This window comes from Propioniciclava soli, assembly GCF_014858005.1.
In the GTDB taxonomy this organism is placed as follows: Bacteria; Actinomycetota; Actinomycetes; order Propionibacteriales; family Propionibacteriaceae; genus Propioniciclava; species Propioniciclava soli.
In genome coordinates, this window is sequence record NZ_JACYOT010000005.1 from 196,243 (window position 1) to 215,193 (window position 18,951).

Consider the following 18,951-nt stretch of genomic DNA (forward strand, 5'->3'; position numbering starts at 1 on the left):
ACGCCTTGCATGTCACGATCTGAGACGGCAGTATCAGAGTATGGACAGTACTTCAGGGGTGGGCGTCCTCGACAAGGCGGCCCAGGTGCTCACGGCCCTCGAGCAGGGGCCGACCACGCTGGCCGGTCTCGTCACGGCCACCGGGCTGGCCCGGCCGACCGCCCACCGGCTCGCCGTCGCGCTCGAACATCATCGGCTGGTGAGCCGCGATCTGCAAGGCCGCTTCGTCCTCGGCCCCCGCCTGACCGAGCTGGCCTCGGCCGCCGGCGAGGACCGGCTGCTCGCCACCGCCGGCCCGGTGCTGACGCGGCTGCGCGACATCACCGGGGAGTCGGCGCAGCTCTTCCGCCGTCAGGGCGAGTACCGCATCTGTGCCGCCGCCGCCGAGCGTCCGGCCGGTCTGCGGGACACCATCCCCGTGGGCACGCAGCTCACCATGAGCGCCGGCTCGGCCGCGCAGGTGCTGCTCGCCTGGGAGGATCCGGAACGCATCCAACGCGGTCTGACCCACGCGACGTTCTCCGCCGTGGCGCTCTCGACCGTGCGGCGCCGCGGCTGGGCGCAGTCCGTGGCCGAGCGGGAGCCAGGGGTGGCCTCGGTCTCCGCGCCGGTGCGCTCCCCCGCCGGCAAGGTGATCGCCGCCGTGAGCGTGTCCGGACCCATCGAACGCCTGTCGCGCCAGCCCGGACGCCTCCACGCCCCGGCCGTGATGGCGGCCGCCGAGCGTCTGTCCGAGGTGCTGCGCCGCACCGGAGGCGAGGGCTGAGCCCCGCACACCCCTGGAACCAAGAAGACCCTCTCCGCCATGCGGAGAGGGTCTTGTTCCTGGTAGCCCCGACGGGATTCGAACCCGCGCTACCGCCTTGAGAGGGCGGCGTGCTAGGCCGCTACACAACGGGGCCAGGCGCGCTTTCAACGCTTGGAAGACGTTACCAGAACCTGCTCGGTGACTCGAAATCGCCTCCCAGCAGGGGTACTAGGACTCGAACCTAGACTGACGGAATCAGAATCCGGCGGGCTGCCAATTACCCCATACCCCTTCATCCCCCCGAGCGGCTGGCTGGCCGGTTGCCCGACCCTCCGTCCCCTTGAGGAAACGCCGACCCTGCCGGGCCAGCGAGAGAACACTCTAGTCCAGATGACCGGCCACGCTCAAACCGGGCGACCCCCGGCGGGTCCCTTGCCCCCTCCGCTGCCCTGGCCCTGGCCCTTGCTCTGTCCCTCGCCCCGTCCCTTGCCCTGGCGCCGCGCCGCCCGAGCGGGGGCGGCCGCAGTCAACCGCGCCGGCCGGACGCGGCGCGCGACCAGCCAGACGACCAGGGTGAACAGCCCGAAGCGCGCCACGTCCCAGCCCGCCCCGACCCAGGTGACCTCGGTGACGGCGCGCACCTGGGCCATCGAGGACGTCAGCGCCCCCAGGGTGAACGACGTGACGTTGTTGACGACGTGCGCGGCGATCGCCGCCTCCAGGCCACCCGTCCGCCACACCAGCCAGCCGGCCAGCAGGCCGAAGGCGAACCGGTCGAGCACCAGGGCCGCGTTCGTCGAGGAGTGGAACATCGTGAACACGGCCGCCGAGGTGACGATGCCGAACCACGGCGCCGCCACCAGCGACCCCAGCGCCTGCATGAGGTAACCGCGGAAGAAGTACTCCTCCGCGGCGGCCTGCAGGGGCGTGGTGAGGAGCATCACGAGCAGGAAGAGCCACCACCGCGGCTGCGGCGCCAGCTCCCAGCTCGGCCCGCCCGGGGCGGTGAGGTTCTGCGCGACCAGCACGGCGAGCAGCGTCACGACGGCGATGCCGAAGCAGAGGGCGAACCAGCCGGGGCGCAGGCGTCCGACCACCGACGACAGGAAGCGCGGGTGGCCGCGGTGGATCAACACCACGAGCAGCACGGCGATGGGGAGGAGCACGGCGAGCCCGAGATGGCTGACCACCAACCCGAACGGAACCTCGTAGGCGACGAGGAGCCGGTAGGTGGCCTCAAAGGTGTCCGGACGCCCGAGGGCCAACCAATACGCGGCGGCCAAGAGCTGCATCACCAGCGGCGCGGCCACGACGAACGACAGCAGCCCGAGCGCGACGCCGAGGACGCCCTGCGCCAGACCGGCGGTGCCCGTCCGGAGCACGTGGGGGTAGTCGACGGACGGCGGCACCGGCTCGCGTGGCCACCGCTGCAGACCGGTGGCGCCGCTCATGCCTCGCCGGCGGCGTCCGCGTCGGACTCGGCGGTGACCGGGTTGGAGAGGGTGCCGATCTGCTCGATGGTGACGTGCACCGTGTCACCGGGCTCGATCCGGCCGACGCCCTCGGGCGTCCCGGTGAGGATCACGTCACCCGGCAACAGCGTCATCACCGAGGAGGCGAACGCGACGAGCTCGGCGATGCCGTGGACGAGGTTCGCGGTGGTGGACGCCTGCCGCTCGATGGTGCGACCGCCCCGGGTGAGGGTGGCGCCGAGCGCGAGGTCGGACGCCTCGTCGAGGCTGAGGTGCGTGACGATCCAGGGGCCGAGCGGGCAGAACGTGTCGAACCCCTTCGCGCGCCCCCACTGGCCGTCGGCGGACTGCAGGTCGCGGGCGCTGACGTCGTTGGCACAGGTGTAGCCGAAGATGACCTCGGCGGCGCGCTCGGCCGGGACGTCCTTGCAGATGCGTCCGATCACCACGGCGAGTTCGGCCTCGTGGTCGACCGCCTTCGTCTGGGTCGGGTAGACGATCGGTTCGCCCGGGCCCACGACCGACGTGTTCGGCTTGAGGAACATCTTCGGCGTGGCCGGCACGTCGTTGTCGAACTCCGCGGCGTGGGCGGCGTAGTTGCGGCCGATCGCCACCACCTTGCTGCGCGGGATCACCGGCGCCACGAGCCGCACGTCGTCCAGCAGCAGGCGCTCGCCGGTGTACTGCACGGCGGTCACGAGCGGGTCACCGTTCAGCACGGAGACGGTGTCGGGGTGTTCGCCCCCGTCCTCGGGGAGCTCGACGGTGCCGTAGTGAATGTCGTCGTCGTGGACGAAGCGGGCGATACGCATGGGCTCAGGTTATCGGGGCCGGGAGGGGGAGCTGTTCGGCCGGGGTGATCTGGTAGTCGGCCATGTAGTCGAAGACGCCGCGCAGCTCGACCCGCGCGGGGTCGCGGTAGTAGGGCCGTTGGGCGGCGGGGAACTCCTCCCACGTGCCAGCGACGTCGAAGGCCCAGGTGAAGAGGTTGGCCGGCTCGTCGGCGACGGCGAACAGGCAACCGAAGCCGTGCTGCTCGCGGACGGCGACGATGCGGCGCCAGATCGCCAGAAACTCGGCCCACGACCCCGTGATGGCATAGCGCCGCATGATGGCGAGCCGGTCGGTGACGCCCTCGGTGAGGATTTCCGCGCGCACCGGCCGCACCAGCACGTTGCGGAACACGTGGGGGCGCAGGTGCTCGGCCAGCTCGACGTGCTCGGGGTCTGCGGCCAGGGATGCCTCCCCCGCCGCCGGATCGTCGTGGGAGTACAGCCAGGTGACCTTGGGTTCGGCGTGGGTTTCGACGAACGCCCGGTGCCACACGAACCCGTGCCGCCGGCGCAGCGCGACCTCCTCGGGCCACGCGGCCCGCCAGGTGTCGAGGTGGTGGGGCTTCACCGAGAACCGGTGCAGGACGAGGGTCACGACCGCCATCCTCCCAGCAGCCAGGCCGCGCACCGACGGTTTCTCGACAGTGAGTGGGCGCTCATTCGCGTGCTGAGCGTGGTTGCGCGACTGCTCGCGGATCGAGTGTCACGTTTTCGTCGCGCGGCTCTCCCGAGACGCTGTCGGCTGATCGTCTAGCGTGGCCGCCGGGAGGAGAAGCGATGCGCGTGGATCTGAATGCCGACTCCGGGGAGTCGTTCTCGAGCTGGGCGATGGGCGACGACGCCGCGATGATGGCGCTCGTCTCCAGCGCGTCGGTGGCCTGCGGGTTCCATGCCGGCGACCCCTCGGTGATGCGGGCGACGGCCGCCCTGGCTGCCCGGCACGGGGTCACCGTGGGCGCCCACGTCGCCTACCGCGATCTGGCCAACTTCGGCCGCGTCTTCGTCGACGTCGCACCCGGCGACCTCGTGAACGCGGTCATCTACCAGTTCGGCGCCCTGGACGCGCTGGCCCGCGCCGCCGGCACGCACCTCGCCTACTGCAAGCCGCACGGCGCGCTCTACAACGCCATCGTCCACCACGAGGTCCACGCCGAGGCCGTCGCAGTCGCCCTGGCCGAGGTGCGCCCCGGGCTGCCGGTGCTGTGCCTGCCGAACTCCGCGATCGCCCGCGCCGCCGAGGCCCACGGGCTGCGCCCGGTGTTCGAGGCGTTCGCCGACCGCGCCTACACCCCCACCGGCACCCTGGTCAGCCGCCGCGAGCCGGGCAGCGTTCTGCACGACCCCGCCGCCATCGCCGGCCGCGTCGTTCAGATGGTCACGCAGGGCACGGTCGAGGCCATCGACGGCTCGCTCGTCTCCCTGGCCCCCGAGAGCGTCTGCGTCCACGGCGACACCCCCGGAGCGGTCGCCATCGCCCGCGCGGTGCGCTCCGCCCTGGATGACGCCGGCGTGCAGGTCGCCGCCTTCGCATGAGGATTCGGCCCTGCGGCGACCGCGCCTTCCTCGCCGAGCTGGACTCGTTGGACGCGGTGCTCGCCCTCCACGCCGCGCTGGCGACCCGGCGCCCGGCCGGGGTGGTCGACCTCGTCCCGGCCGCGCGCACGCTGCTGGTCCGCGCCGCCGATCCGGACGCCGCCGCGGCGGCCCGCGCCCTCATCGCCACTCTGGACCTGACGGCCGCCCCCCAGCGCGACGACGCGCTCGTCGAGATCCGCGTGCACTACGACGGGGCCGATCTCGCCGACGTGGCCCAGGCGACGGGCCTCAGCGTCGACGCCGTGGTCGCCGCGCACACCGGCCAGGTCTGGACCGCGGCGTTCGGGGGCTTCGCGCCCGGCTTCACCTACTGCGTCGGCGAGAACGACTCCCTCACGGTGCCGCGCCGCGCCACGCCCCGCACCTCGGTTCCGGCGGGCGCGGTGGGCCTGGCCGGGGAGTTTTCGGCGGTCTACCCTCGCGCCACCCCGGGGGGCTGGCAGCTGATCGGCACCTCACCGGACGTGCTGTGGGACGCCGCCCGCACCCCGCCCGCGCTGGTCGCCCCGGGCAACCGCGTGCGCTACGTCGCGGCGCGCGAGGCGGTGACGCTGCGCCCCACCCCCGCCGAGAAGGCTGCGGCCCGTCCCGTGCCCGCAGACCAGGGCCTGGAGATCCTCACCACTGGGGCGCAGGCGCTGGTGCAGGATCGCGGCCGGCCCGGGTTCGCCGATCTGGGCGTCTCCGCCTCCGGCGCGGCCGACCGGGCGTCGGCGGCCGCCGCGAACACCCTCGTGGGCAACCCACCGGACGCCGCGCTCATCGAGTGCGTGGCCGACCCGTCGAGCGACGCGCTGGCCGTCCGTGCCCGGGAGACCCTGCTCGTCGCCGTGACCGGCGCGTCCGTCCGGCTCACCCTCACCGGGCCCGCCACCTGCGCGGAGCCGCCCGCCGACACCCCGCTGGTGCTGCTCGCCGGGCACACCCTCACCCTCGGGGAGGCGGATGCCGGCCTGCGCGCCTACCTGGCGGTGCGCGGCGGCCTCGCCGCCGGGCGGGTGCTCGGCTCGGCGGCCACCGATCTCCTCTCCGGGGAGGGTCCGGCACCCCTGCGCCCCGGCGACGTGCTCGCGACCGGCCGCACGACCGGCCTCGCCGCGGTCCCGCTGGCCCGGCACGCCACCCCATCCCTGCCCCGCCATCTCGACGCCCGCGTCCACCTCGGCCCGCGTGACGACTGGTTCACCCCCGACGCGCTCACCTCGTTCCTGGCCCAGCGCTGGACGGTCACGCCTCGCTCCAACCGCATCGGGATGCGGCTGGCGGGTGAACCCCTGACCCGGGTCGTCACCGGCGAACTCCGCTCCGAGGGCGTCGTCGCGGGCGCCGTCCAGGTACCCGCCGACGGCCAGCCCGTCGTCTTCGGCCCCGACCACCCCGTCACCGGCGGCTACCCCGTCATCGCGGTGGTGGCCGACGCCGATATCGACCGCCTCGCCCAGCTCCCACCCGGTTCGACGGTGCGGTTCGTCCGCGCCGACTGAGCGGCGCGCGCCTGCCATACTCGCCTCCATGAGCACCTTCGACGTCGTCGACCTGATCCGCACCAAACGCGACGGCGGCGTGCTGTCCGACGACGAGATCCGCTGGCTCATCGACGCCTACACCGCCGGAACCGTCGGTGATGAGCAGATGGCTGCGATGGCGATGGCGATCTTCTTCCACGGCCTGGACGCCCGCGAGCTGCCCACCTGGACGACGGCGATGATCGAGACCGGCGAGCGCATGGATTTCAGCTCCCTGTCGCGCCCCACGGCCGACAAGCACTCCACCGGTGGCGTCGGCGACAAGATCACGCTCCCCCTCGCCCCGATCGTCGCCGCGTGCGGCGTCGCCGTGCCGCAGCTCTCGGGTCGGGGCCTGGGGCACACCGGCGGCACGCTCGACAAGCTCGAGGCGATCCCCGGCTGGCGCGCCGATCTCGACAACGCCGCGATGTTGCGGCAGCTCGAGGAGGTCGGCGCGGTGATCTGCGCGGCCGGCTCGGGCCTCGCGCCGGCCGACAAGAAGCTCTACGCGCTGCGCGACGTCACCGGCACCGTCGAGGCGATTCCGCTCATCGCGAGCTCCATCATGAGCAAGAAGATCGCCGAGGGCACGGGCGCGCTGGTGCTCGACGTGAAGACCGGCGCGGGTGCCTTCATGAAGACCCGCGAGCGCTCCGCCGAGCTGGCCCGCACGATGGTCGAGCTGGGCACCGCGGCGGGCGTCACGACCGTCGCCCTCGTCACGGCCATGGACGCCCCGCTCGGCCGCTCGGCCGGCAACGCCGTCGAGGTGGCGGAGTCGGTCGAGGTGCTGGCCGGCGGCGGCCCGGCCGACGTCGTCGAGCTCACGCTCGCGTTGGCCGCCGAGATGCTCGCGGCGGCGGGGGTGGACGCCGACCCGGCTGCGGCGCTGGCGTCCGGCCGCGCGATGGACACCTGGCGGGCGATGATCCGCGCCCAGGGCGGCGATCCGGACGCCCCGCTGCCCACCCCGAAGCACGTGGAGGTCGTCACCGCGCCCGCCTCGGGCGTCATCCAATCCTTGGACGCCCTTGCCGTCGGCGTCGCCGCCTGGCGCCTCGGTGCCGGACGGGCCCGCAAGGAGGATCCGGTGCAGGCCGCCGCCGGGGTCACCTGGACGGCCGGGGTTGGCGACACCGTCACGCGGGGGCAGCCGCTGTTCGAACTGCGCACCGACACCCCCGAGCGCATCGGCCGGGCCCGCGAGGCGCTGGCCGACGCGGTCGTGATCGGCGCGGACGCCGCAGAGCCAGGGCCGGTCGTGCTGGAGCGCATCGCCACGCCGTGAGGCGGCGCGCGGAGGGCGCACGCGACCGGCACTCACCGCGCGTCAGTTCTTGGCGTAGATGCCGCCGCCCTTGTCCAGGCGACGCTGGCGCTGCCAGTCGTCGAAACGGTTCGGGTGGCGCACCTTGATGGTGCCCAGGGCACCCTTGCCGCGCACGACCAGGAGGGGTTCGCGTCCGACCGGCCGGGTGTCGACGACGCTCTTGATGGTCCCGAGGCCCTTCTCGGCCCGGCTCACGTCCGCGCCCCAGCCGTCGGGGACGATGAGGATCGCGTCGCCGGCGCCACCGTGCACCACCACGTCGACGATCTCGGAGGTCAGCCGCGCGTCCACGAAGTTGAGCTTCACGTTGGACGCCACCGGGTGCAGCTCCAGGAACGGCGGCACCTCCCACGGGCCGGCGCGCACCACGTCGTCCCACCGGGCCGTCAGCACCAGCGGATCCTGCCACGCCCAGCCCGGCTCACCGGCGCGCTGCCGGGCCTGCAGCGCCGCGGTGTTCACCACCAGCTCCACGTCGGTCGGCGGCAACAGATCGGCCAGCAGCGGGCGCAGGTCGTCGCGCGTGCGCGCGGCCAGGGCGCCCTCGATGCGGCCGTCCAACTCTTCCAGCGTGAGCCGGCCGTCGGCGGCGGCCTCGCGGAGCGTCTCGACCGCCTGCTCCCGCTCGGCGTGGCCGATGCGGATCGCGCCGGAGTCCGGGGTGCTCATGACGCCAGACTACCCAGCGGGCCGGCGGCGTCCTGCCGGACCGATGTCATCAACTGCCCAATCGTTCCTGCTCAACGGACGCCGGCCGGCTCGGCCGCGTGGTGGGGCAGCAGCCCCCACAGGTAGGCGTCGTGCAGGGCCTCCCAGGACGCCTCCACGACGTTGGTGCCGACACCCACGGTCGTCCAGGTGCGGTCACCGTCGCTGGTGTCGATGAGGACGCGGACGATCGCGTCCGTGCCGTGCCCCATCTCGATGATGCGCACCTTGTAATCGATCAACTCGAACCCCTCGACGGCCTCGAACGCCGGCGTCAGCGCCTGCCGGAGCGCGATGTCGAGCGCGCTGAGCGGCCCGAACGCCTCACCCACGCGGCTCGTCACCCGGTCACCGACGGCCACCTTCACCGTTGCCTCCGAGTCGCCCTCGTCGGTGGGCTCGCTCGAGGTGAGCACCCGCCACTTCTGCACCGCGAACGGCGCCTCCAGCTCCCCCAGCTCGTCGCGCAGCAGCAGCTCGAAGCTCGCGTCGGCCGATTCGTAGCTGTACCCCGCCGCCTCACGCTGCTTGACGCGATCGGTGATGCGGGCGGCCACCTCGCGGTCGGAGAGGTCGAAGCCCAGCTCGTCGCCCTTGAGCTGGATGTTGGCGCGCCCCGCCATGTCCGACACCAGCATGCGCATGTCGTTGCCCACGAGCGTCGGGTCGGTGTGCTGGTAGAGGTTGGCGTCCACCTTGATGGCGGACGCGTGCAGCCCGGCCTTGTGCGCGAACGCGGAGTGACCGACGTAGGGCTGCCGCGCGTTGGGGGCGACGTGGGTGACGGCGGCCACCGCGTGCGAGATGGACGTCGCCTTGGCCAAGTTTTGGTGCGGCACCACGCTCCAGCCGTACTTGAGCTGCAGGTTGGCCATCACGGTGACGAGGTCCGCATTGCCGGTGCGCTCGCCGTGGCCGTTCATGGTGCCCTGCACGTGCATGGCGCCGGCGTCGACCGCGGCGAGGGTGTTCGCGACCGCGCAGCCGGTGTCGTTGTGGCAGTGGATGCCCAGGTCGACGCCCACGGCGCCGGCGGCGCTCACGATCTCACCCATCCAGGTGGGCAGCATGCCGCCGTTGGTGTCGCACAGCACGACGACCTCCGCGCCGGCGTCCGCCGAGGCCCGCACCACCTCGAGCGCGTAGGACGGGTTGGCGCGGTAGCCGTCGAAGAAGTGCTCGCAGTCCACGAACACCCGCCGGCCCTCGCCGGTGAGGAACTGCACGGTGTCGGTGATCATGGCCAGGTTCTCGGTGAGATCGGTCCGCAGCGCACGGAAGACGTGCTCGTCGTGACTCTTGGCCACCAGGCAGACGACCTCGGTCTGGGCGTCCACCAGGGCGCGGGTGAGCGGATCGCTCGACGCCTTGCCGCCGACGCGGCGGGTGGCGCCGAACGCCGCCAGCTTCGCGTGCTCCAGCTCGAGCTCACCGGACGCGGCCGCAGCGAAGAAGGCGGTGTCGTTGGGGTTGGCGCCGGGCCAGCCGCCCTCGATGAAGTCGACCCCCAGCTCGTCCAACAGTCGGGCGATCTTGAGCTTGTCGGCGACCGTCAGCCGCAGGCCCTCCTGCTGGGCGCCGTCGCGCAACGTGGTGTCGTAGAGGTGGAACGCGTCGGGGGCGACGGGGAGGGTCGTCATCGTCCGTCCTTCGTGGGTCTCGCGGTGGTCCGGGCGGCGCCCGGTCAACCTGTCGATGATCGCCCATCGCGTCTTGCCCCTCGACTTCGCGTCTCGCCGGGCGAGACGGGCGGGCCGCGCCGGGTTGTCACCCGGGCGTGCTAGAACGGAGGCATGGCTGAGACCAACCTCCGTGGAAACCCCGTGCACACCTCCGGCGAACTGCCCCCCGTGGGCAGCCCCGCCCCCGCCTTCACCCTCGCCGGCGCCGACCTGTCCGACGTGACGCTGGCCGACCACGCGGGGCGCCGCGTCGTGCTCAACATCTTCCCCAGCGTCGACACCGGCGTGTGCGCCACCAGCGTGCGCCGCTTCAACGAGCTGGCCGCCGGGCTGCCCGACACGACCGTCCTGTGCGTGTCGGCCGACCTGCCCTTCGCCCTGGCCCGGTTCTGCGGCGCCGAGGGCATCGACAACGTGGTCACCGCGTCCACGTTCCGCTCCTCGTTCCCCCACGACTACGGCACCGCGCTGGTGGACGGCCCGATGGCCGGCCTCAACGCCCGCGCCGTCGTGGTGGTGGCCGCCGACGGCACCGTCGCCCACCGCGAGCTCGTGCCCGAGATCGGCCAGGAGCCCGACTACGACGCGGCCATCTCCGCCCTGGGCTGAGCCCGTCTCCTGCCCCGGAGCCCCGCGGTCCCGCGTCGCGCCGCCGCGGCGCGGGGCCACGTGGCTATGCTCGGGGGGCAGACCTGAAGGGAGCCCGCCCGATGCCCGATCTCGCCGACCGGATCAGCCGCGGGGCCGTCGCGGCCCTCGACCTGGCCCCCTTCGACGACCGCTTCGCCCGCCTCTCGCGCCAGGTGCTCGCCGGCGGCGCCTCACGCTTCTCCCGCGTGGTCGCCGACGACGAGCCGGTGCAGTACGTGGTGCCCGTCGGCCTGCCGCACGAACGCATCGACTACGGCGCGCTCGTCATCCAGACCACCCGCGCCGGTGTCGTGTGGCGGGACGCGGGCGGCGTCGACCACCACCGCGTCGCCGACCTCGGCGGCCAGGACGCCCACTTCTCCGGGCTCACCCTCGGCGGGGAGCAGTGGGTGCGCTTCGACATCGGGGACGACTTCACCGTGCTCGTCCCCCCCGTGTCCCCCCCCGAGCTGCGCCGGACCGTCGCGCGGCTCCTCGACGCCCGCCCCGGGACGGCACGCACCGGCACCGTCCCCGAGCCGGAACGCGAGCCCGCCCCCGTGGTGGTGGCCACGCCCGAACCCCAGGAGCCCGTCGAACCTCAGGAGCCGGCCGTCGAGCCCGAACCGGAGTCCGTCTGGCAGCCCGACGAGGCCCCGGTGGACGCCGACGCCACGCAGGCGATGCCGGTTGCCGAGCCGGACGGCGACGGGGTGCCGCCGGAGCAGGCCGGCTCGGACGCCGACCAGACCGTCGCGCTCGACCCGGACGCGCCGGACCCCGACCAGACCGTCGCGCTCGACACGGGCGCACCGGACCGGGATGTGCCGGCCCCGGATGTGCCGGACCCGGATGCCACCGTCGCGCTCCAGGCGGCACCCGTCGGCGCGGGCGCGACGGCCGCGATGCCCGCCCCGGCGCCGGAAGCCCCCCGTCCGGAGGATGACGAGGTGGAGCTCTACCGTGCCGAGGACCGCCAGCCCGGGGTGTCTCCCCTGCGTGCAGCCACGCGGGCTCCCCTGGGGGACGACCACGCCCAAGCCGTGGCGGCACCCCCGGCCCACGACCGGCTCACCCCGACCCGCCCCGTCGCCGCACCGGCCTCGGCGTCGCCGGGCATGTCACTGACCCTGCGAGGCTTCTTCATCGGCCTGGCCGCCGCGCTGGTGGGGGGCGGGCTCGCGTTGGCGATCCGGCTCCTCGCCGGCTGACCCGGTCGTCGTCGCAGAGCCCCCGGAACTCCCCCGCCCCAGGCGACGCCGCTGGCTGGCCCTGACGGCCAGGGCGCCCACCGCAGTGACCCCCAGCCCGGTGCCGACCCACAGCGCGCGCTCATCATGGCCCCCGCCGGCGGCCGGCGTCGCGGCGGCGGGATCCATGGCGCCCGCCGTGGGTGAAACCGCTGAGGTGGCGGGTGTGGTGGACGCGGTGGAGCTGACAGCGCCGCCAGCCGGCGCCGAGGTCGGTGTCGGGGTCGGAGTCGGTGTTGGGGCCGGGGCGGGCGCCAGGAGCGCAGCGGCCGCGGGAGCCAGCTCGGTACGCACCAGGGGGTACAGGGCGTCGCCGGGGCAGGCGGTCAGGGACATGTCGCGATGGGCGGCGACGGCGTCCGTGGTGACGTCGACGCCGCGGGCCCAGCGGTTCGACCCGCGGGAGGTGAACGTGACCGGCGCGCCCAGGTCGATGCCGTCGCGCTGGGCGAGCCAGGCCAGCAGCGCGGCCATGGCGTCCATCGCCGCGGGCGGCGGGGGCGCGGCGGCGAAGTCGCCGAGGAAGCAGCAGAGCTGCGCAAAGCCCTGCGAGCCCCCGGACGCGTCCCCACGCACCGGGCCGGCGAGGCTGCCCTGCCGGCCCTCCCAGATCCCACCGAACCGGTCGACGATGAAGTTGTACGCCACGTCCGGCCACGCGCGCTCCGGCCCGGTGTGGAAGGCGAACACCGACTGCAGCTGCCGCGCTACCCCCTCGGCGTCATACGTGTTCGACGTCGCGGTGTGGTGCACCAGGAGGAACCGCGGGGCCTCCTCGATGGCGAGCGCCCCGCGTGGCGCCCGGCCGTTCGCCCAGGCTTCACGGGGTGCGATGTCGGGCCGCGATCCGGGCCGCAGCGGTGCCGCGGCGGCGGCGTCCGCCCCGACGACGAGCGGGGTCAGCGCCATCCCGGCGAGGACGCGGCGGCGGGAGAGCTGCACGCCTCAGTCGCCGACCCTGCGCGGGTAGCACTGGTTGCGGTCACTGATGCCGAGGTCGTCGCACACGGCGACGGCGGCCTGGGAGCTCGCGGCACCCGGAACGGCGACGACCCAGTAGTTGGGGGTGAAGCCGAACGCGTTGCTGTCCAGGACGACCGGGCGGTGCTGCTCGTTGCCCATGCCGGCCGCCTGGGCCATCGCCTCCTCAGCCGAGACCGAGGCCTGCGGCAGCGACCGCAGCACGGTCACGAACGTCCCGGCGGGCAGCTCCGTGACGACGCCCGCAGGGGGCGCGGACGCGCTCGGCGTCGCCTCCGGGGTGGGCGTCGGCGAGGCGGTGGGCGTGGGTGAGGGCGTGGTCGCGCTCGGCTCGGGGGCCGGCGAGGTGGCGTCCGGTGTGGTGGCGACCGGTGTGGTGGCGTCCGGCGTGGTCGCCACCGTCGGGGAGGTGACGGGGTCGGGCGCGGGCTCGGCGGTGCGCGGCACGAGCTGGAGCCACGCGAACACCACCACGAGGATGCCGACCACGGCACCCAACGCGACGCCGAGCGCGAGGTTGCCGCGTGGGGCGGGAGCGTTACTGGTCATCGTGCCCTCCTGTTCAGACGACGCGGCGGAGCCACCCGTGCCGGTCCTCCGACCGACCGTACTGGATGTCCAGGATCGCGTCGCGGAGGCCGAGCGTGCGGGTGAACGACTGCTCGGCCAGGCGCCACTCGCCGTGGTGGCTCTTGAAGCCCGCGATGGGGCTGATGACGGCGGCGGTGCCGCAGCAGAACGCCTCGGTGAAACGGCCGGACGCGATGCCGCCCAGCACCTCGCTGGCGCTGAGCCGCTCCTCGCGGGGCGTGAGACCGAGATCCGCGGCAACGGTGAGAATCGAGTCGCGGGTGACGCCGTCCAGAATCGTGCCGGTCAGCTCGGGGGTGATGAGGTCGCCGTCGGCGCTGATGAGGAAGATGTTCATGCCGCCGAGTTCCTCCACCCGGTCCTTGCCCGCCGGCTCGATGAACATCACCTGCGTGCAGCCGTGCTCATAGCCCTCATACTGGGCGACCAGGCTGGCGGCGTAGTTGCCCCCGCACTTGGCTGCTCCGGTGCCGCCGATGCCGGCGCGGGCCCACTCGTCGGTGACCCAGATGTCGATGCCTGCCACCCCGGCGGCGCCGAAGTACCGGCCAGCGGGCGAGGCGATGACGTAGAACGTGACGCCCTCGGCCGCGCGGATCCCGAGGAACGGTTCCGAGGCGATCATGAAGGGGCGGATGTAGAGGCTCTGTTCTCCGTTCGCCTCCGGCACCCACGCGGCGTCGACGGTCACGAGCTGGCGGACGGCCTCGATGAAGTCGTCGGCCGGCAGGTGGGGCAGCATGAGCCGGTCGGCCGAGGTCTGCAGCCGGGCGGCGTTCTTCTCGGGGCGGAAGAGCCAGATCGACCCGTCGGCGTGCCGGTAGGCCTTGAGTCCCTCGAAGATCTCCTGCGCGTAGTGGAAGACGGCGGCCGACGGGTCCAGCGTGATCGGGCCGTAGGGCAGCACCGCGGCGTCGTGCCAGCCGCGCTCCTTCGTCCAGGAGATGCGCACCATGTGGTCGGTGAAGTGCACCCCGAAGCCGGGGTCGGCCAGGACGGCGGCGCGCTCCGCGTCCGTCCGGGCGGCGGTGCTGCGCTGGATCTCGAAGGAGAGGGACATGGGCGTCAGAATACCGCTGCGCGGGCGTCACCCCTGAGACGCCCACGCCGCCACGGACGCGGCCACCGGTAGGCTGGGCCGACGTGACTGACCCCAAGCAGACCCTGGCCGCGAAGCAGACCCTGGCCGTGATCGGTGGAGACGGCATCGGCCCCGAGGTGGTGGCCGAGGGCCTCAAGGTGCTCACCGCCACCGTCGGCGACGCGGCGTTCGACCTCGTGCCCTACGACCTGGGCGCCCAGCGTTGGCAGCGCACCGGCGAGGTGCTGCCCGACTCGGTGCTCGAGGAGTTGCGGGGCGTGGACGCCATCGTCCTCGGCGCCGTCGGCGCGGCGCCCGGCTCGACGGCGATCCCGTCCGGCCTGTTGGAGCGCGGGCTGTTGCTGAAGCTGCGTTTCGCGTTCGACCAGTACGTGAACCTGCGCCCATCCAAGCTGTACCCCGGCGTCGTCACCCCGCTCTCGGACGCCGTCGTCGGCCGGGGGCCCATCGACTTCGTGGTCGTGCGCGAGGGCGTCGAGGGCCTGTACGCCGGCGTCGGTGGCTCGATGGCCACCGGGACCGCCTTCGAGGTCGCCAACGAGGTGTCGGTCAACACCGCGCGCGGCGTCGAGCGCGTGGTGCGGGACGCCTTCGAGCGCGCCCTGCGCCGCCGCAAGAAGGTGACGCTCGTCCACAAGCACAACGTGCTGGTGAATGCCGGCGGGCTGTGGAACCGGCTGTTCACCGCCGTGGCGCAGGAGTACCCCGATGTCACCACCGACTACCTGCACGTGGACGCCACGATGATCATGCTGGTGCAGGATCCGCAGCGCTTCGACGTCATCGTCACCGACAACCTGTTCGGCGACATCATCACCGACCTCGCGGGCGCCGTCACCGGCGGCATCGGGCTGTCCCCCTCGGCGTGCATCAACCCCGAGGGGACGAACCCGTCGATGTTCGAGCCCGTGCACGGCTCCGCGCCCGACATCGCCGGGCAGGGCGTCGCCGACCCGACCGCCACGATCAGCTCCATGGCCCTGCTGCTCGACCACCTCGGACGCCCCGAGGACGCCGCCCGCATCGAGACGGCCGTGGACGCCGACGTGGCCGAGCGCGAGGCGTCCCGCCGCTCGACGAGCGCGATCGGGGACGCCATCGCGGCGCGCGTCTGACGCCGTTCAGGCCGCGCGCGCGTCCTCGTCCCGGCGGGGATTCGGCGCGGGGGCGTCCGGCTCGCGCGTCCTCCAGAATGTGTGCCGCTCGCCGAACACCCAGCCGCGGACCCACCAAGTGAGCTCCACCAGCGCGGCACCCACCAGCCCGCACAGCAGCCCGACGGCCATCATCGGCCGATTGGACGTGTCGAGCAGGAAGAGGTGCTGGGTGGTCGCGTTGAGGAAGATGAGCGCGTACGCCCCGAACGAGGCCGCCACCAGCGCCACGCGCCACCACTCGTAGGGCCGCGCCACGACGGCGAGCACCCACGTGGCCGCGATGATGAGACAGGACAGCGTGGCCGCGGCCACCTGCTCGCGGACGAGTTCGTCCGCGGTGCCCGTGGGGGGCAGCACCAGCAGGTAGGTGGTGAAGGTGGCCGCCGCGACGATGGTGCCGGCGGGCAGCCCGAGCCGCATGACCCGCTGGACGAATCCCGGTCGTGCGCGCTCGTGGTTCGGCGCCAGGGAGAGCAGGAAGGCCGGGATGCCGATCGTGAACCAGCCGGTGATCGTGACGTGGATCGGCTGGAAGGGGAACGGCAGCCGCCACAGCACGACGAGCAGCGCGAGCACCGCCGAGTAGACCGTCTTGGTGAGGAAGAGGTTGGCGACCCGCTCGATGTTCCCGATGACGCGGCGCCCCTCGGCCACGACGTGCGGCAGGGTGGCGAACCGGTCGTCCAGCAGCACGATCTTGGCGACCGAGCGGGTGGCGGAGGACCCAGAACCCATGGCGACGCCCAGGTCGGCGTCCTTGAGGGCGAGCACGTCGTTGACGCCGTCCCCCGTCATCGCCACCGTGTGCCCCTCGGCCTGCAGGGCGTGCACCATGCCGCGTTTCTGCTGCGGGCTCACCCGGCCGAAGACGCTGTGGGTGGTAACCGCCTCGCCGAGCCGCTCGGGCGAGGTGAGACCCCGCGCGTCGACGGGCGGCCCGGCATCGAGACCCAGCGCACCGGTCACCGCTGCGACCGAACCCGCGTTGTCACCTGAGATGACCTTCACGTCGACGCCCTGCTCGGCGAAGTAGGCCAGGGTCTGCGCGGCGTCCGGGCGGACGCGCTGTTCCAGGACGACCAGCGCCACCGCGTCCACGGCGCCGGGGGCGTCCCCGGCGTCGACCGGAACCGCGGTGCGCCCCAGCAGCAGCACCCGCAGGCCGGTGACCGCGATCTGCTCGGCGCGCGCCGCGGCGGCGGCGTCCCCCAGCACGTCCGGCGCGCCGAGCACCCAGGAGCCCTGCTCGGCGAAGGTGACGCCCGACCACTTCTTCGCCGACGTGAAGGGGGCACGGGCCTGCGGCGTCCACAGGCTGGCCGGCTCCCCCACCTCCTCGGCGATGGCCTGCAGGGAGGCGTTGGGGTGCGGGTCGGCGGCGGCGAGCTGGGCGAGGGCGGCCCGGATGCGGGGGGCGTCCACGTCGGCCAGGGCGACGATGTCGCCGCAGCGCATGCCGTTCTCGGTCAGCGTGCCGGTCTTGTCGGCGCAGACCACGTCCACGCGGGCGAGCCCCTCCAGGGCGGGCAGCTCCTGGACGAGGCACTGTCGCTTGCCGAGGCGGACGACGCCGAGAGCGAACGCCATCGAGGTGAGGAGGATCAACCCCTCGGGCACCATCGGCACCAGGGCGCCGGCCATGCGCAGCACGGCCTGGCGCCAGTCGGAGCCGGTGTAGAGGAGCTGGACGATCACCGTGGCGATCCCGACCGGGATGAGCAGCCAGGTGATGAATCTGAGGATCCGGTTGATGCCGCCCTGCAACTCCGAGCGCACCAACGTGAAGCGGGACGCCTCGGCGACCAGCTGGGCGGCGTAGGCGTCCGCCCCCACCTTGGTCGCGCGGTAGACGCCGGCCCCCGACACCGCGAAACTGCCCGAGAGGACGGCCTCGCCGGCGCCCTTGGGCTCCGGGTCGGACTCGCCGGTGAGCAGCGACTCATCCACCTCCAGGTAGTCGGCCTCGACGATCTCCCCGTCCACCACCACCTGGTCCCCCGGGGTGAGCACGATGAGGTCGTCGAGCACGATCTCGTCGCGCGCGACGCGCGCCTCGCCCGTGCTGCGTCGCACCAGCGGCCGGGCCTCACCCAGCACCGCGAGACTGTCCAGCGTCCGCTTGGCACGCAGCTCCTGGATGATGCCGATCGCCGAATTCGCGATGATGAGCAGCCCGAAGGCGCCGTTGATCCACGAGCCGGTGGCGAGCACGATGACGAGCAGCACCGCAAGAATGGCGTTGATCCGCGTGAACACGTTGGCGCGCACGATCTCGCCGACGGTGCGGCCGCTGCGGGGCGGCAGCGTGTTCACCTCCCCGCGGGCCACGCGGGCGGCGACGTCCTCCGGGCTCAGGCCGGCGCTGGCGGCCGTGGTGCTGGTCACGCGGGCCAGCATGCCAGAGGGGCGCCGCGCGGCCCACGATCTGGGGCAGGCGACACCAGGCGCCGCTCCGATTCCGACCTGGAGTCGCGACCCAGCTCCTCCTGGGGACGGAGCCGGCACGCCGCCCCACCCGCCACGCTTCTGAGAATCTTTCAGATTTCTCTTGGGTTTCGCTCAGTATGGTCCTACTCTGGCGCCGTCAGGGCACACCGGAGGGTGGCCCGCCAACGATGAAGGACGCAACGACATGAACAAGACCTCCCGGCGCGCAGCCGCCCTCGTCGCCGCCGCCGCCGTGGGCTTCGGCACCCCCGTGCTCGCCGCCACTCCCGCGCAGGCCGCCTCCGTGTGGGACGCCGTCGCCCAGTGCGAGTCGGGTGGACGCTGGAACATCAACACCGGCAACGGGTACTACGGCGGGCTGCAGTTCAGCAGCTCCACGTGGCGCGCATACGGCGGTCGCGAGTTCGCCCCCAACGCCCACCAGGCCACCCGGGAGCAGCAGATCGTCATCGCGCAGCGCACGCTGGCGGGCCAGGGCCCGGGCGCGTGGCCGACCTGCGGCAAGCGGGCCGGCCTGACCCGCGCCAACGGCGGTGCCGCGTCCGCCAGCGCGGCGACCACCGCCGCCGCCCCGACGGCATCGACCACGACCGCGCGCACCGCCACCACCACCCGCTCGGCCGAGCGGGCGGCGACGCCGGCCGCCACGGGCAAGGTCGTCACCGTGAAGCGGGGCGACACGCTCGCCAGGATCGCCCGCGCCCACGGCGTGTCCGGCGGATGGCGGACCCTGTGGGAGCTCAACCGCTCCACCATCGCCAACCCGAACCGCATCAGCGTCGGCCAGCAGGTCGTCATCGGCTGAGGCCCTCAGGAGCCCCTCGGTGCCGGCTCCCCCATGGCCGGCGCCGACGGCCCGGAACGAACCAGGGCACCCCGCCGCAGCGGGGTGCCCTGGCCTGCTGTCCGGGTGGT

The 18,951-nt window shown here is 73.3% G+C and carries 17 protein-coding genes and 2 tRNA genes; 8 read left to right on the forward strand and 11 right to left on the reverse strand.

Annotated features, from left to right (window positions below):
• The first annotated feature begins 40 nt into the window (after nucleotides 1-40).
• A complete protein-coding gene (locus IFY26_RS06045) occupies nucleotides 41-766 on the forward strand; it encodes an IclR family transcriptional regulator (protein WP_232548103.1) in 726 nt (241 codons plus the stop codon).
• A gap of 60 nt (nucleotides 767-826) precedes the next feature.
• Here IFY26_RS06045 and IFY26_RS06050 read toward each other — a convergent pair.
• The 5 genes from IFY26_RS06050 to IFY26_RS06070 all read right to left on the reverse strand — a co-directional run bounded on the left by IFY26_RS06050 (nucleotide 827) and on the right by IFY26_RS06070 (nucleotide 3,648).
• Nucleotides 827-902: transfer RNA gene (locus IFY26_RS06050), tRNA-Glu, on the reverse strand.
• A gap of 66 nt (nucleotides 903-968) precedes the next feature.
• A tRNA-Gln gene (locus IFY26_RS06055) sits at nucleotides 969-1,040 on the reverse strand.
• A gap of 112 nt (nucleotides 1,041-1,152) precedes the next feature.
• Nucleotides 1,153-2,199 carry a CPBP family intramembrane glutamic endopeptidase gene (locus tag IFY26_RS06060; RefSeq protein ID WP_232548104.1) on the reverse strand — a complete coding sequence of 349 codons (1,047 nt, stop codon included), beginning with the start codon at nucleotides 2,197-2,199 and terminating at the stop codon, nucleotides 1,153-1,155.
• Nucleotides 2,196-3,032 (reverse strand): fumarylacetoacetate hydrolase family protein, encoded by an 837-nt coding sequence (locus IFY26_RS06065; protein ID WP_232548105.1) that lies wholly within the window; start codon nucleotides 3,030-3,032, stop codon nucleotides 2,196-2,198. Before IFY26_RS06065 ends, IFY26_RS06060 begins: the two co-directional genes overlap by 4 nt.
• 4 nt (nucleotides 3,033-3,036) lie before the next feature.
• Nucleotides 3,037-3,648: a hypothetical protein gene (locus IFY26_RS06070; protein ID WP_232548106.1), complete on the reverse strand. Its 612-nt coding sequence runs from the start codon at nucleotides 3,646-3,648 to the stop codon at nucleotides 3,037-3,039.
• Nucleotides 3,649-3,830: 182 nt separating this feature from the next.
• On the opposite strand from IFY26_RS06070, the gene IFY26_RS06075 reads away from it, so the two are divergent.
• Genes IFY26_RS06075 through IFY26_RS06085 form a run of 3 tightly spaced genes read left to right on the forward strand, consistent with a single transcriptional unit; the run spans nucleotide 3,831 to nucleotide 7,445 of the window.
• Nucleotides 3,831-4,586, forward strand: coding sequence for a LamB/YcsF family protein (locus IFY26_RS06075; RefSeq protein ID WP_232548107.1), 756 nt, complete (start codon nucleotides 3,831-3,833; stop codon nucleotides 4,584-4,586).
• Nucleotides 4,583-6,133, forward strand: coding sequence for a 5-oxoprolinase subunit B/C family protein (locus tag IFY26_RS06080; RefSeq protein ID WP_232548108.1), 1,551 nt, complete (start codon nucleotides 4,583-4,585; stop codon nucleotides 6,131-6,133). The genes IFY26_RS06075 and IFY26_RS06080 overlap by 4 nt, the downstream gene beginning before the upstream one ends.
• Nucleotides 6,134-6,161: 28 nt before the next feature.
• A complete protein-coding gene (locus tag IFY26_RS06085) occupies nucleotides 6,162-7,445 on the forward strand; it encodes a thymidine phosphorylase (protein ID WP_232548109.1) in 1,284 nt (427 codons plus the stop codon).
• 42 nt (nucleotides 7,446-7,487) lie between these two features.
• Here the strand turns inward: IFY26_RS06085 and IFY26_RS06090 are convergent, their stop codons facing one another.
• Both IFY26_RS06090 and cimA read right to left on the reverse strand, forming a co-directional pair.
• Nucleotides 7,488-8,156, reverse strand: a complete 669-nt coding sequence (locus tag IFY26_RS06090) for a DUF1707 SHOCT-like domain-containing protein (RefSeq protein ID WP_232548110.1) — start codon at nucleotides 8,154-8,156, stop codon at nucleotides 7,488-7,490.
• A 71-nt stretch (nucleotides 8,157-8,227) separates the two neighbouring features.
• Nucleotides 8,228-9,835, reverse strand: a complete 1,608-nt coding sequence (gene cimA, locus IFY26_RS06095) for a citramalate synthase (protein WP_232548111.1) — start codon at nucleotides 9,833-9,835, stop codon at nucleotides 8,228-8,230.
• Between the two features lie 153 nt (nucleotides 9,836-9,988).
• Between cimA and tpx the strand changes: the two genes are divergently transcribed.
• A complete protein-coding gene (tpx, locus tag IFY26_RS06100; protein WP_232548112.1) occupies nucleotides 9,989-10,486 on the forward strand; it encodes a thiol peroxidase in 498 nt (165 codons plus the stop codon).
• 101 nt (nucleotides 10,487-10,587) lie between these two features.
• Nucleotides 10,588-11,718, forward strand: a complete 1,131-nt coding sequence (locus IFY26_RS06105) for a hypothetical protein (RefSeq protein WP_232548113.1) — start codon at nucleotides 10,588-10,590, stop codon at nucleotides 11,716-11,718.
• On the opposite strand, the gene IFY26_RS06110 is transcribed toward IFY26_RS06105, so the two are convergent.
• From IFY26_RS06110 to IFY26_RS06120, 3 genes are read right to left on the reverse strand one after another with little or no spacing between them, the layout of a single operon-like run.
• On the reverse strand, nucleotides 11,629-12,699 hold the full coding sequence (locus tag IFY26_RS06110; protein ID WP_232548114.1) for an N-acetylmuramoyl-L-alanine amidase: 1,071 nt from the start codon (nucleotides 12,697-12,699) through the stop codon (nucleotides 11,629-11,631). The two genes, IFY26_RS06105 and IFY26_RS06110, sit on opposite strands and share 90 nt — an antisense overlap.
• 3 nt (nucleotides 12,700-12,702) lie before the next feature.
• Nucleotides 12,703-13,287, reverse strand: coding sequence for a hypothetical protein (locus tag IFY26_RS06115; RefSeq protein WP_232548115.1), 585 nt, complete (start codon nucleotides 13,285-13,287; stop codon nucleotides 12,703-12,705).
• 13 nt (nucleotides 13,288-13,300) lie between these two features.
• Complete coding sequence (locus IFY26_RS06120) at nucleotides 13,301-14,389, reverse strand: branched-chain amino acid aminotransferase (protein ID WP_232548116.1); 1,089 nt, start codon at nucleotides 14,387-14,389, stop codon at nucleotides 13,301-13,303.
• Between the two features lie 83 nt (nucleotides 14,390-14,472).
• Here IFY26_RS06120 and IFY26_RS06125 point away from each other — a divergent pair, with 83 nt between their 5' ends.
• Nucleotides 14,473-15,546: a 3-isopropylmalate dehydrogenase gene (locus tag IFY26_RS06125; protein WP_232548117.1), complete on the forward strand. Its 1,074-nt coding sequence runs from the start codon at nucleotides 14,473-14,475 to the stop codon at nucleotides 15,544-15,546.
• Between the two features lie 6 nt (nucleotides 15,547-15,552).
• On the opposite strand, the gene IFY26_RS06130 is transcribed toward IFY26_RS06125, so the two are convergent.
• Nucleotides 15,553-17,973, reverse strand: a complete 2,421-nt coding sequence (locus IFY26_RS06130; RefSeq protein ID WP_232548118.1) for an HAD-IC family P-type ATPase — start codon at nucleotides 17,971-17,973, stop codon at nucleotides 15,553-15,555.
• 247 nt (nucleotides 17,974-18,220) lie between these two features.
• On the opposite strand from IFY26_RS06130, the gene IFY26_RS17735 reads away from it, so the two are divergent.
• Complete coding sequence (locus IFY26_RS17735; protein WP_269779161.1) at nucleotides 18,221-18,841, forward strand: LysM peptidoglycan-binding domain-containing protein; 621 nt, start codon at nucleotides 18,221-18,223, stop codon at nucleotides 18,839-18,841.
• Nucleotides 18,842-18,951 lie beyond the last annotated feature (110 nt).